The organism is Brevundimonas albigilva (assembly GCF_023573565.1).
Lineage (GTDB): Bacteria > Pseudomonadota > Alphaproteobacteria > Caulobacterales > Caulobacteraceae > Brevundimonas > Brevundimonas albigilva.
In genome coordinates, this window is the sequence record NZ_CP097649.1 from 832,701 (window position 1) to 848,282 (window position 15,582).

13 protein-coding genes are annotated in these 15,582 nt (G+C 64.3%); 3 read left to right on the plus strand and 10 right to left on the minus strand.

Going from position 1 to position 15,582, the window contains the following annotated elements; all coding sequences use genetic code 11:
* Positions 1 to 81: 81 nt before the first annotated feature.
* From M8231_RS04115 to M8231_RS04150, 8 genes are all read right to left on the minus strand, one after another.
* Complete coding sequence (locus tag M8231_RS04115) at positions 82 to 378, minus strand: hypothetical protein (protein WP_250202323.1); 297 nt, start codon at positions 376 to 378, stop codon at positions 82 to 84.
* Positions 375 to 638 carry a DUF6117 family protein gene (locus tag M8231_RS04120; protein ID WP_250202324.1) on the minus strand — a complete coding sequence of 88 codons (264 nt, stop codon included), beginning with the start codon at positions 636 to 638 and terminating at the stop codon, positions 375 to 377. Before M8231_RS04120 ends, M8231_RS04115 begins: the two co-directional genes overlap by 4 nt.
* On the minus strand, positions 635 to 1,051 hold the full coding sequence (locus M8231_RS04125) for a hypothetical protein (protein WP_250202325.1): 417 nt from the start codon (positions 1,049 to 1,051) through the stop codon (positions 635 to 637). The genes M8231_RS04120 and M8231_RS04125 overlap by 4 nt, the downstream gene beginning before the upstream one ends.
* Before the next feature lie 128 nt (positions 1,052 to 1,179).
* Positions 1,180 to 3,318, minus strand: a complete 2,139-nt coding sequence (locus M8231_RS04130; RefSeq protein WP_250202326.1) for a ParB/RepB/Spo0J family partition protein — start codon at positions 3,316 to 3,318, stop codon at positions 1,180 to 1,182.
* Positions 3,319 to 3,481: 163 nt separating this feature from the next.
* On the minus strand, positions 3,482 to 4,432 hold the full coding sequence (locus M8231_RS04135; protein WP_250202327.1) for an ArdC family protein: 951 nt from the start codon (positions 4,430 to 4,432) through the stop codon (positions 3,482 to 3,484).
* Between the two features lie 160 nt (positions 4,433 to 4,592).
* Entirely contained in the window at positions 4,593 to 6,014 is a 1,422-nt protein-coding gene (locus M8231_RS04140; protein ID WP_250202328.1) for an IS1182 family transposase, read from the minus strand.
* 431 nt (positions 6,015 to 6,445) lie between these two features.
* On the minus strand, positions 6,446 to 7,576 hold the full coding sequence (locus M8231_RS04145) for a PAS domain-containing sensor histidine kinase (protein ID WP_250202329.1): 1,131 nt from the start codon (positions 7,574 to 7,576) through the stop codon (positions 6,446 to 6,448).
* Positions 7,569 to 8,303, minus strand: coding sequence for an alpha/beta fold hydrolase (locus M8231_RS04150; RefSeq protein ID WP_250202330.1), 735 nt, complete (start codon positions 8,301 to 8,303; stop codon positions 7,569 to 7,571). Before M8231_RS04150 ends, M8231_RS04145 begins: the two co-directional genes overlap by 8 nt.
* A 371-nt stretch (positions 8,304 to 8,674) precedes the next feature.
* On the opposite strand from M8231_RS04150, the gene M8231_RS04155 reads away from it, so the two are divergent.
* Entirely contained in the window at positions 8,675 to 9,265 is a 591-nt protein-coding gene (locus M8231_RS04155; RefSeq protein ID WP_431307126.1) for a DUF6088 family protein, read from the plus strand.
* Positions 9,266 to 9,405: 140 nt separating this feature from the next.
* On the opposite strand, the gene M8231_RS04160 is transcribed toward M8231_RS04155, so the two are convergent.
* Both M8231_RS04160 and M8231_RS04165 read right to left on the minus strand, forming a co-directional pair.
* Positions 9,406 to 10,077: a HEPN domain-containing protein gene (locus M8231_RS04160; protein ID WP_250202331.1), complete on the minus strand. Its 672-nt coding sequence runs from the start codon at positions 10,075 to 10,077 to the stop codon at positions 9,406 to 9,408.
* A 20-nt stretch (positions 10,078 to 10,097) separates the two neighbouring features.
* Positions 10,098 to 11,081: a helix-turn-helix transcriptional regulator gene (locus M8231_RS04165; protein ID WP_250202332.1), complete on the minus strand. Its 984-nt coding sequence runs from the start codon at positions 11,079 to 11,081 to the stop codon at positions 10,098 to 10,100.
* 51 nt (positions 11,082 to 11,132) lie between these two features.
* Between M8231_RS04165 and M8231_RS04170 the strand changes: the two genes are divergently transcribed.
* The gene (locus M8231_RS04170; RefSeq protein WP_250202333.1) at positions 11,133 to 14,492 is read left to right on the plus strand and encodes a TM0106 family RecB-like putative nuclease; all 3,360 of its coding nucleotides are present in this window, start codon (positions 11,133 to 11,135) and stop codon (positions 14,490 to 14,492) included.
* Positions 14,493 to 15,554 carry a hypothetical protein gene (locus M8231_RS04175; protein ID WP_250202334.1) on the plus strand — a complete coding sequence of 354 codons (1,062 nt, stop codon included), beginning with the start codon at positions 14,493 to 14,495 and terminating at the stop codon, positions 15,552 to 15,554.
* The last annotated feature ends 28 nt before the right edge of the window (positions 15,555 to 15,582 follow it).

Consider the following 15,582-nt stretch of genomic DNA (forward strand, 5'->3'; position numbering starts at 1 on the left):
AGCCCTCTCACTCTCGAAATGCCCTTCGCGGCCGGCATGAAAAAAGCACCCCGGCCGAACGGCGGGGTGCTTTTCAAGAGATCAGCTCCAGTGTCCGTCAGCGATCTCGCTGGCGATGAGCCTGCGCGCCTTGCGGATCAGGTCATCGCCGCTGGTGTCGATGTGCCCGAAGAACCGCGCGCGGGCGCCGTTCGCGGTCCAATCGGCATAGGCGCAATATTCGCGGGTCCTGGTTCGGAATGCCCGCATGTCGCTGGCCCAATGGGGTTTGGGCTCTATGATGACGGTGAGGCCGTCTCTGGTCTCTGGCCAAGGGAGCGACCGTTCGGCGGGCGGGCGCTCGTGATCCGCCGCGAAGATGGCGTCGATGTCCATCATGGCGTCTCTCCGGTCTCCGACCGCACGAAGCCGTCAGGATTGTCGGGGTCGGGCGGCAGATAGGCGTCGAAGGGATTGCCGTCGGCGAGATGGCCGAAGGGCGTGAAGACATAGTCGCCCTCGTCGCGTCCCACGGCGCAGATGACGTAGCGTGGACTACCCGTCACGGCGTCGAGGCACTCCATGAGCGCGAGATTGCCGTCGCCTGCCGCGCGCAGCAGGGTCTGGAAATTGCTTCGGGCATGGGCGGGGATGCTCATAGCGGGCCTCCCTCGCCGGATAGGGTCTGGTCGAGCCAGCCATCGGTGTAGATCCAGTCCACGGTCTCGCCGGTGGCGAGGTCGAGGACATGCGCGCCGCCGCCGAAGCCGTCGAGCCGGGGCTTCGAGCAGGTGTTGGCGTATTGGAAACCCCATCTGCCGGTGAGCCCGAACTCGGCGGCGCAGCGCTGCACGAACCGGATGAGACGCTCGGGATCGCCGGTCACGTCGTCGCGCATCCAGAGCTGGCTACCGCCATGCTCGGGCTGGATCGAAAGGAGGAAGCCGTCGGAGGGCGGTTCCTCCGATGCGCCGTCCTCGGAGAGCGTGTTGTAGAGGTCGAGCGCGCGGGCGGCGTTCTCGGGTGTGCCAACGTCGAGCAGGCACGAGAAATGGGTGAAATAGTCAGCCATGACAGGCTCCTCAAACGAGAAAGCCCGGACCGCACGGCACAGCCATGCATACTGTCGACCGTGGGACCGGGCAGAAGGAAGATCGGGATGGCGCGCGAGACGAACCGAGCCGCCCCGCGCAGCGCGTGCTATTCGGCGGCGACCGCGTGCTGGATCTCGTCCTCGTCATCGACCGCGTCTTCGTCCTCACCCTCATCGGTGAGGAAATCCGGCAGCGCGGTGTCTTCGCCGGCGCCGGTCTGATCGTCCGGGATGGGCTGATCGCCATCAAGGGATGTCAGGCGCAGGGGCTCCGGCAGCCAGCCGGTGTCGGCGAGCAGGCGCTCGGCCTCCTTGGCCATGTCGCCTTTCTTCAGATGGTCGATGAGCTGGGCGGCCCGTTCGCCCGCGCCATCCCGGACGGCTTCGAGGATGCGGGGCTTGGTGACACGGCCGAGATAGTTGCCAACGGTCGGCCGCCAACCTGCCGTCACCATGTCGAGGCCGGTCGCGCGCGCGAGCCGGTCGGCCTGCGCGAGACGGACCTCCAGACCATGCTGGCTGACGCCCGATCCATAGGGGTTGGGCCGCTCGAACAGCGCGTTGACCCCGAAGCTGACGCAGTGGGCGAGCAGATCGAGCCGTGTGCCTGGATCGAGATGGGTGAGCCAGTCCCACAGCGCCTGGTCGTCGGCCGGAATGTGATCGCCCCAGTGGGCGTGCCGGTCGGCGATCTCGTGCGCCGCCGGACTGTCCTTCAGTTCCTCCGATTGGGCGGAGAAGAAGATGTGGCGGACACTGGCTTCGAGGCAGCCGGTGGGAGCGGTGTGCCGGAAGGTGTCGCTGACCAGCTTGTGCAGCAACAGGATCATGGCGACGTCGGGATGCTCGGCGAGCGCGTTGCGCAGCGCCAGGGTGCGGTGCGCGGTCAGTTCGATCACCAGACGTTCGGGCAACGGCTTGACGCCGTCCTCCTCGTCCTCTTCGGGCTCCGCAGCCTGACCGCCGATGGTGATGACGGCGCGTTGCACGGCCGCCGTCGTCGCAGAACCGTCGCCGCCGTCGACCTCCGGCGTGTCGTCCCCTTCGGCGTCGATCGGACGTTCGTCCTCGGGGCGGACATAGCCGCGATCCACCGACAGCGAACCGTTGGCGCCGAGGCTGACGAAGACGCCGGCGATGGCGATCTCGGCCGGGTTATAGACCGTCGGACGCTGCTCGAAAGCCTCGAGCGCCTGTTCGATCTCGCCGAGCCGCGCGTCGATGTCGTCGGGCAGTTCGTCGGCTTCGGAATATTCGGCCTCGAGCCGGTCATATTCGTCGCGCAGCGCCTCGTGGGCGGCGCACTCCTCGTCAGTCAGATCAACCGCGGTTCCGACGAGTTCGCGCAAGCCCTGCTCATGGCCATAGGGAAAGCTCAGGGCAGCATCGACCCACTTCCAGCCCTCGCTGGCAATCTCGTCGGCGGCGAGCGTGAGCTTTTCGGCTACGAGGCGGTCGAGCAGGGCCGGATCTTGCAGCCATCCGCCATCGTCGGACTGGAACAGATCGCGCAGCACCAGGCCGCCCGCCGCTTCATAGGCTTCGACACCCACGAAGATGGCCCGTCGGTCGGACGCCCGTACCGAGGTTTCGGTGAGCATCCGGCGGATGTGGTAGGGCTCCTTCTGCCAGCCTTCCTTGATCGCGTCCCAGACCTGTTGCTGGCGGTCATGGTCGGGGCTGACGGTGAAGGCCATGAGCTGTTCGAGCGTCATGCCGTCTTCGGCGTAAATCTCCAGCAGCGCGGGGGCAACAGCGGCGAGCCGCAGACGCTGTTTCACGATCGTGACGCCGACGAAGAAGGCGGCGGCGATGGCTTCCTCGGTCATGCCCTTGTCGCGCATGGCCCGGAAAGCGCGGAACTGGTCGAGCGGATGCAGCGGCGCACGCTCCATGTTTTCGACCAGCGAGACTTCGTCGATGAGGATGTCGCTGTTGGCGTCGCCGACGACGCAGGGCACGGGCGCGGTCCTGGCCAGGCGCTTCTGCTTCACCAGCACTTCGAGCGCGCGATAGCGGCGGCCGCCGGCGGGCACTTCGAACATTCCGGTCTCATGGCCGTCGGCGTCGAGGACGGGCCGGACATGCAGGCTCTGGATGAGGCCGCGCCGGGCGATCGATTCCGCCATCTCGTCGATCGAGACGCCGGCCTTGATGCGCCGGACGTTGGATTGGCTCAGCACCAGCTTGTTGAAGGGGATGTCGCGCGCCGACGACAGGGTGATCTTCTGAATGGCGGTCGCCATGATTTTTACTCCGCGACGGGCGGCCGGGAGACTCTCTCTCGACCTCCAACCCGTCACGAAGCGAAGCGCCGCCCTCTCACTCTAAGAGGGCAGCGCCACGCAGGCGGAAAGGCGTAAAGCCGCGTCTTCGTCTTTCCGGTTTTCAGGCCGGTTTTCAGGATCGTCACGCCGCCTGCCGTTCGTCATCGGCGCAGCCAGCAGCGGCGTCCGGCAGGAATCCGAGCAGCCAGTCCGCCGCCTTGCTTGCCTGCGAGGCGGCACGGACGATGGCGCGGTTGTCCTCGCGCAGCACTTCGAGCCAGGAGCCGAGATAATCGGCGTGCCGCACAGTGGGCGTGATGCCGAGCGAGGCGCAGCAGAAGGCGGCGTTAATCTCGGCGATCAGCTCCTCGAAGGCGTATTTTTTCGAGCCGAATGAACCCGAGAAATCACGGTTCAGGCGTGACGGGTGGCCCGTGGCGTGCCCCAGCTCGTGCAGAGCCGTCCGGTGCCAGTTGATCGGCTCGAAATAGGCCTGCGGCGGCGGCACCTGCACATAGTCGGATGTCGGGGCGTAGAATGCGCGATCGCCGCCGATGCGAAAATCGATGCCCGTCGCCCGGATCAGCGCCTCGACCTGCGGTTCGATGAGGCCGGGGGGAGGCGGCGGGGCCACGATGGCGACATCCTCCGGCAGGCCGTCGCATTGCGCCGCGTTGAACACGGTGAAGCGCTTGAGGAAGGGGATGGCAGCGGCGTCCTCTCCGGTCTCGCGGGCGCGGCGTTTCTCGTCCTCCGGCGTGAAACGGTCGGCATAGACGACAGTGGTGCCATGCTCGCCCCGGCGGACATTGCCGCCAAGCGACAGGGCCTGGCGGAAGGTGAGCCAGCTCTGACTGGGAAAGCCGTGCTGGATTACCGCGCCCCAGAGGATCAGCACATTGATCCCCGAATACTGCCGGCCAGTCGCGGCGTTCTTCGGCATGGTGAGAGGGGCCTTCACCGAGGCTGATCCCCAAGGCTGGACCCAGGGGAACCGGCCAGCCTCCAGCTCGGCGATGATCGTGTCGGTGACTTCATCATAAAGGCTCGCCCGATTCTGACTGGCGCGAGCGGGTGCGTTTCTTCTGGACATCGAGGATCTCCGCGACGGGCGCAGGGAGCCTCTCTCCCAGCCATCAACCCGTCACGGAAAACCCGTCCGCACTCTCACTCTATCGGGGGCGTTGCGGGGCAGGCTGTGCAGAAACTCTGCAACGCCTCCGCCAGCAAATCGGCCCGAAGGGCCGAGCGGATCAGGCAGTCCCGATCATTTTCCGGTGCCCGAAGGCGTTCACGGCATGGAGAACGTTGAATGCTAGGATCGACAGGGCCGCTTCCGCTTTCACCGCTCTCAGTCCGCGCGTCAGGAATCTGCCGCCACCTGACATTCGTTTGATTGTGCCGAACGGGTGCTCGACGGTGCAGCGCCTGATCCTCATTAGATCTGGTTCAGCATATATGCGGGCTTCCATTCGATCGAGGGCGGCCTGATCGAACAGGCGATGGATCGTGCGCTGGGCGCCGGGGGTGCATTGCGATTTTATGGCGCACGCCTTGCACGCGCTCGTTCGGTAGCGGATCGCTCGATTGCGTGTGTGCTTGCCCGATGGTCGGAGCGTTGCGCCGGCAGGGCAACGGATCGTGTCGCTCACGTCGTCATAGATAAACTGAGTGGGGCGGAAATGTTCGCTGTTCATGGCGCCGCGCTTGATCGGCGCTGACACCATGATGGCGTCGCGCTCGCATCGGGCAACTTCCTCAGCATTTGAATAGCCGCCATCTGTCAGAACATGGAGTTTCTTGGCATCGAGCACTCCCTTGGCGCCCGTCGACATCGGATGAAGGAGGTGGCTGTCGTTTGCGTCAGTGAAGACATCGTGATGGATGATGAGGCCGCTTTCCACATCGACAACGCTCTGAAGATTGTAGGAAGGCATTTTCGGAGCGCGGCCGTAGCCCATCGGTTTGGCTTCCGGCTCGCCGAAGACCAGAACCTTCTCCTCGCGCTTTTCGAGTTCGAGCTGGCGCTTCGCTAAGCGTTCCCGACGCTGCCGGAGCGCGGCAATGGCGCCCCCGAATGCTTCGCGATGGGCCGGCTTGTCGCCGAACCCTTGCTCTACCTGCTCATCAATAGTGTCCAGTCGATCCAGATAGTAGCTGATCTCGCGCTCGGTATGCGCAAGGTCACGCGCCAGTCTCTCTGCGCCTGCAATATTTTTCGGGCTGGCAACGGCTCGCATCTTCGTGCCGTCCAGGGCGACCGTCTGACCGCCTATCAAGCCGTGGCTCCGGCAAAACTGGACGAACGCGGCGCTCGAGGCGACGATCGCCTCGGGATTGTCGTGCCGGAAGGCGGCGATCGTCCGGTAGTCCGGGGTGAGCCGCCGCAACAACCAGAGCGCCTCGAGGTCGCGATGGCAGGCGCGCTCTAGCAGGCGGGACGAGCGCACCTGATTGAGATAGCCCCATATGTAGAGGCGGAGCATGTCGGCCGGATGATAACCAGGTCTGCCGGTAGCGGCGCTGATCGCGCGGTCGAACCCGAGGTCGACCAGATCGAGGTCGGCGACGAAGGCATCGACCACGCGGACCAAAGCGTCCGGCGCTACGTAGTCATCAACGCAAGGTGGCAGGAGAGCAGCCTGCCCACGATCCATGCCTTCAATGAAGCCCATGCGCACCTCCCGCCCTCGCAACACCTCGAAGTTTAGCGGACAGCCGGATGGCCGACAGGCAATTCAGATCAGGCGTTCAGGAGTCGAGTCGAGCGGTTCCGGCATCGGGTGGTTATCGGTCACCTGAAGTTTCTGGGCAGAGCGCCTCGATAGTCCGGCACTTGGCTGCCGCGCCTCCATCACTGGCTTCGATCACGGCTGTCAGTCAGGGGCATCGAGAACACGAACTGCGTTGCCTTCAATGAAGCCCATGCGCACCTCCCGCCCTCGCAACACCTCGAAGTTTAGCGGACAGCCGGATGGCCGACAGGCAATTCAGATCAGGCGTTCAGGAGTCGAGTCGAGCGGTTCCGGCATCGGGTGGTTATCGGTCACCTGAAGTTTCTGGGCAGAGCGCCTCGATAGTCCGGCACTTGGCTGCCGCGCCTCCATCACTGGCTTCGATCACGGCTGTCAGTCAGGGGCATCGAGAACACGAACTGCGTTATGGCGTCGGACGATGTTACCTCCATCGTTCCGCCATGCGCCTTGGCGATCTCATTGACGATGAACAGGCCAAGCCCCAGTCCTTGTTGGCTCCGGCGCGCCGCCCCGCGAAAAAATGGCTGAAACAACTGTGCGCGGGCGGCGGGCGGAATCGGCGCCCCGCCGTTCGAGACGCATAGGATAAAATTGCCGCCCTCTGTGCGGGCCGACACTTCGATCTCGATTTCGGGGGCGCCATGAGTGACGGCATTGGCAATGAGGTTGGACGCGAGTTGCGCGATACGCGCCCGATCGCAATCGACATTCTCTTCGATGGCCAGAGACGTGATGATGCGCCGTTCCGGCGAGGCCACGCGGATCTCGTTTACAACCTGCTCGATGACGGGGCCCAGCGGTTCTTGCGCGTTGCGCGTAAGGCTGATCCCATTTCCCAGACGGCCGCGCGCGAAGTCGAGGACGTTATCGATCAACTGAGCGGCGCGACCCACGCTTTTCGCCATCTCGGTGATGAGAAAGCGGCTCCGGTCGCTCAATGTCTCCCTGTCGCCGATCATGCGCACACCGGCATCCAGCGCCGCGAGCGGATTGCGCAGATCATGCCCGAGCACTGCGATGAACTGCTCGCGCAATACCGCGTCATCGTGCTCGGCACTGGCTGCCGCTTCGGCTTTTGTTCGAGCATCGACGAGCGTCCGCTCAAAGGCTCGCCGCTCGACAGCTTTGAACAAAGTGACCCGCGTCAGGACATGCGTACCATCGTTGGCGCGCTTTTCGGTGGCGTTCGCGATAACTGGCAGCTTCCCGCCATCGGACCTCAGCAGGTCGAGCGCGATTTCATCGACCTTGCCTTGCAGTCGAAGCATCGGCGCGAGATGCGTTTCGTAGGCAATGCGCCCGCCGAAGCTTAGCAACGCGTGAATCGATTGGCCCACGAGCGCCGCGGCGTCAGATGCGAGCCAACCGACAAGCGTGGCGTTGATCCGCAGCACGCGGCCATCGGGCGACAGCGAGAGATAGCCGCACGGGAGGTTCTCGACCAGATCGGCGAGATCGTCGTCAGCAACCGGGCTAGACAAAAGCGCGGATCGCCGCCGTTACCTGCTCAGGGGCGCTCAGATTGGGACAGTGGCCGGTCGCATCGAGCAGCGTATATCTGCTGCCTGGAACCTGTGCGTGAACATATTCACCGACGCATGGCGGCGCGATGATATCCTCGCGACATTGCAGCACGAGCGTCCGCGCCGTGATCTTCGGCAAGTCGGCACGGTTGTCCGAGAAGAAAGTCGCCCGTGCGAATTGCCGCGCAATTTCAGGATCGGTCGCACAAAAGCTTTGTTCAAGCGCCGCGCCGAGTTCGGGCTGATCGGGATTGCCCATGATCACCGGCGCCATGGCCGCCGACCAACCCAAGTGATTGTCGGCGAGGAACTCGAGCAATTCCTCGACCTGGGCGTGGCTGAAGCCGCCGACATAGTCATCATCGTCGATATAGCGTGGAGATGGGCCAACCATGACCAAGTCAGAGAACATCCCCGGTGCCTTAACGCTGGCGAGGCCGCCGATCATGGCGCTGACTGAGTGCCCGACGAACACGGCATCACTGAGGTCAAGCGCACGGCCTATCTCGACGACATCGTCAGCATAGCCATCCAGGCTCGCATATTTCGCGGCATCGTACGCACCGAGGTCGGATTGTCCGGCACCGACATGATCGAAGAGCACGACGCGAAAATCAGCCTCGAACGCCCGGGCAACAGCGGTCCACATATGCTGGTCGCAGCCGAACCCGTGCGCGAACATCATCGCGCGGTTCCCCTGCCCAGAGATTTGGACATTGTTTCGACCTAGTACCATCAGCACCACGCTATCATAGGTGTGGCCACCCCTCCAGCATCTCGACGCGACAATACCGCGATCGGCTTTTTCGAACACCGATCGGGAGCTATCCGGCGACTGCGATAGGTGCGCGAACGGCATAGCTGACTCGGAAGCCCTGTGCGGGCGACTCCGTCGTGGAAGTTAGTTTTCGCACAGCCTGGGGGTCCCCCCGCAGAAGGGGTCGGGCGAGACCCTGGGCTCGGCCGCAGGGGAAGGCCTTCCCCAATCCTCGCCCATCCCGGCGCTTCTTGCGAAGCGTCAGAAATACGTGCAGATTTCTGACAGGAGCCGTGATCATGCGTTTGACCGAGCAGATTCTAGCGATTGCGGCTGAACATCCCGATGGGGTGGCCCTGTCCGCCAAGAATCTGCTCCACCTTGGAAATCGCGCCGCCGTCGATCAGGCGTTGTCACGGTTGGTCGGACGCAAGCAACTCGTGCGGATCGGTCGTGGTGTTTATCTTCGTCCCGTCACCACCCGGTTTGGTACAAGAGCGCCTTCGGTCGAGCAGGCAATCGCGGCTCTTGCGACCCAGCGAGGAGAGATCATTGTCTCGACGGCCGCCGCCGCGGCGAATGCCTTGGGCTTGACCACGCAGGTGCCTGTTCGGTCGGTCTATCTGACGTCGGGTCGCAGTCGAAAGATCCAACTGGGTATGCAGATGGTGGAATTGCGCCACGCTCCGCGCTGGCAATTCACGCTGGCAGGAAGACCGGCAGGCGATGTCATCCGGGCGTTGGCATGGCTCGGCCCTGCGAAGGGAGAAGCCGCGCTGAAGACATTGAAGCGAACATTGCCTCCCGAGACTTTCGGCGACCTGGTCGCGGCCGCACCGCTGCTTCCGACATGGCTCGCGCAGATCATCGGGAAAGCGGCATATCTCTGAGCCCTTCGGTCACCTGTCGACTTCGGACCGTTGCCGACTGCCCAAGACGCCCGCCTTCACCAGTCCGCGAATTCCCGGCAGGGTCCGAACCCGCAGGGCAGGCACCATCATTGTCCACTACGGTTTGCAGTTGATCGTCATCACGGGACGACCGGATAGAAGGGCTTGCCCCAGTCCTTGTCGGGATTGTCCATCATCAGATCGGCAAAGACGGGCATGAGGAAACCGAGAATGGCTGCGCCATCGCGAACCTGTGTGCGGTTGATGCCGCTGTTCCAGGTCGAGCCGCCATGGACCAGTTGATTGCGCAGCACGTAGAGCCGGTCGAAGACGAAGCTGAGCACGCGTTTGGTATCGCCATTCTGGATCGCCTGAGCAAAGGCGCGCGAGGACGCTTTGAAGCGTTCCTCCCAATCCTCGAAACCGGTGATCCCGTTATGGTGCTGCCAGAACGGATTGAAGACATACCGGTTCTCCATCAGCAGCCGCACCGGCCCTGAAAAGCGCTGCCAGATCGCGCCGTAAATGCGGCGCTGGTCGTCGAGCGCGATCAGCCTGCCGAAGAAGTCGGCGAAGGCGGTCCGCTCACCCGGCTGGATCGTCTGAAATTCCCCTTCGTCGGCATAAGCGGCGTTGAACGCGATCCACAGGAAGATGAAGCGCGCATCGTCATCCGTCCCGCAGGCCTCGGCGCGGCCGATCCAGCTGATGGCGCGATGGACGCGCAGGCCCATGGTTGGCGGGAAGCCCTCGCGAATGGCGCGCTGTTTGGTCTTCAGTTCGGCATGGGCGATACCCGTTCTCATGGTCATTCCGCTTCATTCCTGTTGCCTTAGGGCAGGGCGTCGAAATCACTCCTGCGGTGGTTTTCGATCAGGGCGCGCAGGCCATCGGGCGCGATGACCTCGACCGCATCGCCCCATTGATAGAGATGCCACGCCATCTCGAGCCAGCCCGCCGCATGAAAGCGCACGATGAGACCGCCATCCTCCTGCGGTTCAACCGCTTGTTTCGGGTGAAAGCAGAACTCGGCCGCCCGCGCTGCGGCATGCGGAGCGAAACGCCAGATGACCTCGTCATACTGCGCCGGGTCCTGGTAGACGCCGAACGATTGCGCCGCATAGTTCTCCAGCGAAAAGCCTGGCGCCAGGCTGAAGCTCTCGTCCAGCGTCTGGGCGCTCAGGATACGGTCCATCCGGAAATTCAGCATGTCGCCGCCGCGCGCCGGTTGGCGTGCCACGAGATAGCTGCGGTGGCCCAGCAAGAGGCCATGCGGCTCGATGATCCGTTCGGGCGCATCCTCGGTCCCGTAACGCAACCGCAGGCGGAACGGGCCGCGCAGCCCCTCGATCACCGCATCCAGCACCGCCGGCGTCAGATTGACCCGTGGACCGGGCCGGGTGACCGATCCCATCGCGAGGAGGACGGCTTCAACATCGGTTTCGGTGCGCAGGGCGTCTTTGGTCGTCAGGCGGACCAGCAATCCGCCGCGTAGATCGTCAAGCGCCGCCGCGTGGCGCAGCCGGCCATCGCCGCGCGCCGTCCTGCCGGCGATCTCCAAGGCTTCAATCGCCGTTTCCGGGCGGGTCTGGAGCCGGTCGAGCATCGTGTCAGCGACGCGCCAGCGTCTCCGGCGATCGGGTCCATCCATCACCTCGACATTGGTGAACACGGTCTCGAGCGCGTCGGTCATGCGCTGTGCCGTGCGGTGCGAGATGTCGAATTCCTCGCAGATCTCATCGAGGCCGATTCCGGTCCGGCGGGTGGCCGCCAGCCGCGCCAGCCTGATGAGATCCTGAGCCTTGGCGAACGACATGATCCAAATCCCGGCCGTAGACTATGTCAGATATTGACACCCAGGCACGCTATGGCTGAACTGGCAATCTGTCGAGATGCAAGTCTTGTCGCGATTGCGCTCGAACAGGGGGTGGTAGTGCGAAGTATCGAAGGGGACCGAATATTATTGTCCGCATCGGATCTGATGCGGTTCATGGGCTGCGCCCACGCGACAGCACTCGACCTCGCCCATATGCGCGGCGAAGGCCCCGTGCCCCGCGCGGATAGCGATGATGCGGCTCTGCTCCAGAAACAGGGCGATGCTCATGAAGCGGCGCACCTGGCCAGGCTCAAAGCCTCGGGTGTATCGGTCGTGGAGATCGCGCGGTCCGATCTCGCCGACAACGCACGGGCGACCCGCGCGGCTCTGGCGGGCGGTCCGCAGATTGTCTTCCAGGGGGCGCTGCTCGGCGACAATTGGGGCGGCTGGTCGGACTTTCTCGAACGTGTCGAGCGCCCATCGGATCTTGGCCCCTTCAGCTATGAAGTAACCGACACCAAGCTCAAGCGACGTCCTCATCCCAAACATGTGCTTCAGCTGGTGCTCTATTCGGACCTGCTGACGCAGATTCAGGGCGTCGCTCCCGACTTTGCCCATGTCGAGCTGGGCGATGGCAGCCGTGCGCGCCTGCGCCTCGCCGACTATCAGGCCTATGCCCGCATGGCGCGCCACCGGCTCGAGGACTACCTGGAAAACCCGGCGTCGACCCGGCCCGTCCCTTGCGCCGACTGTTCGCTGTGCCGCTGGGCTGATCATTGCGAGAGCCAGTGGCAGGCCGAGGATAGCCTGTTCAACGTCGCCAATATCAGCCGCGGCCAGGTCAAGAAGCTCGAAGCGGCGGGCGTCATGACCATGGAGGCGCTCGCCGGACTGGACCATCCGGTCCGCGGCATGGCCGACAACACCCGAGCCCGCCTTGTGACGCAGGCCCGCCTGCAACATGCCCGCAAGACCGGGATGCCCGATTTTGAGTTGCGTGAGCCGGAGCCTGGTAAGGGCTTCGACCTCCTGCCGGCGCCGCGGGCCGGCGACATCTTCTACGATATCGAGGGCGACCCGCATTACGAGGGCGGTCTCGAATATCTGCACGGCGTCTGGCTCGGCGGCCAGTTCAAGGCGTTCTGGGCGCATGACCATGCTGCCGAGGCGCGGGCCTTGTCCGAGCTCCTCGATTTCTTCCGGCAGCGGCTCGCGGCCTATCCCGAGGCGCGCATCTATCACTATGCGCCCTATGAGATCACCGCCTTGCGACGGCTGACCGCCAAATACGGGATCGGCGAGGCCTTCCTCGATCGTCTGCTGCGAGAGCGGCGCTTTGTCGATCTCTTCGCGGTGGTGCGTGGTGGGCTCATCGGTTCGGAAGCCAATTACTCGATCAAGTCGATGGAAGCCTTCTACGGCCGGGTACGCGACGGTGAAGTGAAGACTGCGGGTGGTTCGGTCGTCGCTTATGAGCGTTGGCGCGAAACCGGTGAGCAATCGATCCTCGATGAAATCGAGGACTATAATCGTGTCGACTGCGTCTCGACCGAGGAGCTGCGCGACTGGCTGGTGAACATCCGGCCTGCGGCGCCCTGGCCGGTGCTGGCGGTCGACGCCAGCGACAAGGAAGTCGAGGAAGATGCCGATACGCGAGGCCTGCGCGCCAGTCTCGTCGCTTCCGGCCTGCCGCAGGACCGACAGGAGATGCTGTTCAATCTCGGCCTGTTCCACAAGCGCGAGGCCAAGCCGGCGCAATGGGCAGTCTTCGACAGCGCCGGCAAGGACGAGGACGATCTGATCGACGACCTCGATGCGCTGGCCGGCCTTGAGGCGATCGGCCCCGCTGTACCGGTCAAACGCTCCATGATGCGTCGCTATCGCTTCCCGCAGCAGGAGACCAAGCTGCGCGCCGGCCGCAGCGCGACCGTCCCGGTCGTCGACGGGCCGCCGGCCAGTGTCAGCATTGAAGATCTCGACCGCACCGCGCGGATCATCGCGGTCAAGGCCGGACCCGCCAAGGCGCATCTTCTGACCGATCGCCTGACGCTGCATCCCGACTGGCCGCTGAACACCGACGTGATCGCCGCCGCCCTGCGCGACGTGATCGCCGATCAATGCGGCCCACGCCGTCTGACCGCGCTCGATGATCTGCTCGGCCGGGCCGCGCCGCGACTTACGACGGGGCCGCGCGCCGACCTGCTCGACGGCGCGGACCCGTTGACGGGCACGATCGCGGCGATCGCCGCCATGGACGGCACCGTGCTGCCGATCCAGGGGCCGCCGGGGACTGGCAAGACCTATGTCACCGCCCGGGCGATCCTGTCGCTGGTGCGCCAGGGCCAGCGCGTGGGTGTCGCCTCGAACAGCCATGAGGCCATCCGAAATGTGCTGATGGGATGTCTTGCCGCCCAAGAGGATGGCGAACCTGTCCGGGGCTTGTGCATCGCCCACAAGGTCAGCGGCGGCGAGGACGGTTATCCCGAAAGCTGTGTCGGCGTCACCCGCTCGACCGCCAATGACGATCCCCTATGGAGCCGTGCCCATGTGGTCGGCGGCACGGCCTTCTTTTTTGCCCGGCCCGAACAGGAACAGGCGCTCGATTGGCTGTTCGTCGATGAGGCCGGCCAGGTGGGGCTCGCCAATATGGTCGCCATGGGCCGGTGTGCGCGCAACATCGTGCTGGTCGGCGATCCCCGTCAATTGCCGCAGGTGATCCAGGGCGCGCATCCCGATCCGGCCAACCTCTCCTGCCTGGAATGGATGTTGGGCGATCACGCCACCATCCCGCCCGATCGCGGCATCTTCCTGCCGGTCTCGCGCCGAATGCACCCCGATGTGTGCGGATTTATTTCGCAGCAGGTCTATGAAGGTCGACTGGCGAGCCAGCCCGATACCGCGAACCAGGCCGTGCGCGCGATGGGATGTGCCGAAGCCGGCGCCTTCTGGATGCCGGTCGTGCATGAAGGCAATGCCCAGATCGCGGCCGAGGAAGTCGCCGCGATCAAGGCGACGATCGAGAATCTGCTGTCGGGAAGCTGGACTGACAAGGACGGGACGACACGCCCGCTTGGTCCCGCCGACATCATCGTCGTCGCGCCATACAATGCCCAGGTCAATGCGCTGCAGGACGCCTTGCCAGCCGCCATCCGTGTCGGCACGGTGGACAAGTTCCAGGGGCAGGAAGCACCCGTCTGCCTGGTGTCCATGACCGCGTCCTCTGTCGAGGAGACACCGCGCGGCATGGATTTCCTGTTCTCGCTCAACCGCATCAATGTCGCCGTCTCGCGCGCCAAAGGCCTGGCGCTCGTGTTCGGCGCGCCGCGGTTGCGTGAAGCCAAATGCGACACCGTCGAACAAATGCGCCTCGTCAACACGCTGTGCGCCTTGCCTGATTTTGGAGATCGTTGAATGTGGGAGAGTTTCGAGGCGCGCCTCGAGGAGAATGAGCGGGACCGTCCTTTACCGCTGCGCCGTGCGCTTTTCGAGGTTTTGCGCGGCTCGGGTCTGCGCCCCGGCGACGGGGTCACCAAGAAGATGGTGGCCTTCAAGTTCGGCGCGGGCGATCACCTGCTGTGGGAAATCCAGAACCCGGCCAACGTCTTCCTCCACGCGAAATGGCGTGATCTGGTCGAAGCGAACGGCTTTTCCAGCGAACCGCGGCCCTTTCAGACTGGCATGAAGGATGGCGGACGGCATTCCGCCCTCAGCCGCGACTGGTCTTTTAGCGACGCCGACTGTTTTGTCGTGCGGATCGAGAGCGCCGAAGCCTTACGCCGGCTGATCGCGGTGCTGTTGCAGTCCGGCGATGCGTTGATGCTCAACCCGGCTGCGATCACGCGCTGGATCGAGCGGCTGCGCCATTTCTTTCCGGCACTCGACCGTTTCGACCGGCCGGATCCGCAATTCGACGAGGCGGAACGGACCTACAAGCTGGAGATCGCGGACGGGCTCAAGTCCGCGATCTCGCAGGCCGGCTCCGATCAGGAATTGGCCGACGCCGTCAACAACGCTCTGGCCAAAAGCAACCTTCTGCAATGGCGCGCCTATTGGCCGATGTCGCCCAAGGGCGACGCGGATCGCGACAAGCTCTGGCCAGCCTTGCGCGCGCTCATAGATGCGGCGCTCGGCGCGCCGGACGGCCACGCCTCAGCGCTGGAGACCTTTGTCAGCGCCTGGATCGTGGCGGTTCCGGACGGCAAACCCGATCCGGCTCGGCAGATCGCCGAGTTTCTGTTCCTTCATCTCGCTCCCGATCACGGTATCTACATCCGCCATTCCGTGCGCCAGGACCTCTGGCTGGAAGCTGTTGGCAGCCAGTTTCCTGATCACGCGTCGATGGCCGACACCTATCGTGACGAACTGCGCTTCATGCAGGCGGTACGCCGGGCCTTCGCGTCCCAGGGCCTGGCGCCGCGCGACATGATCGATGTGCAAGGCGCGCTGTGGACCGTCCACAACTACAAGGAATAAGACGCGGCCACCTCTTCGCGCGAGGCGA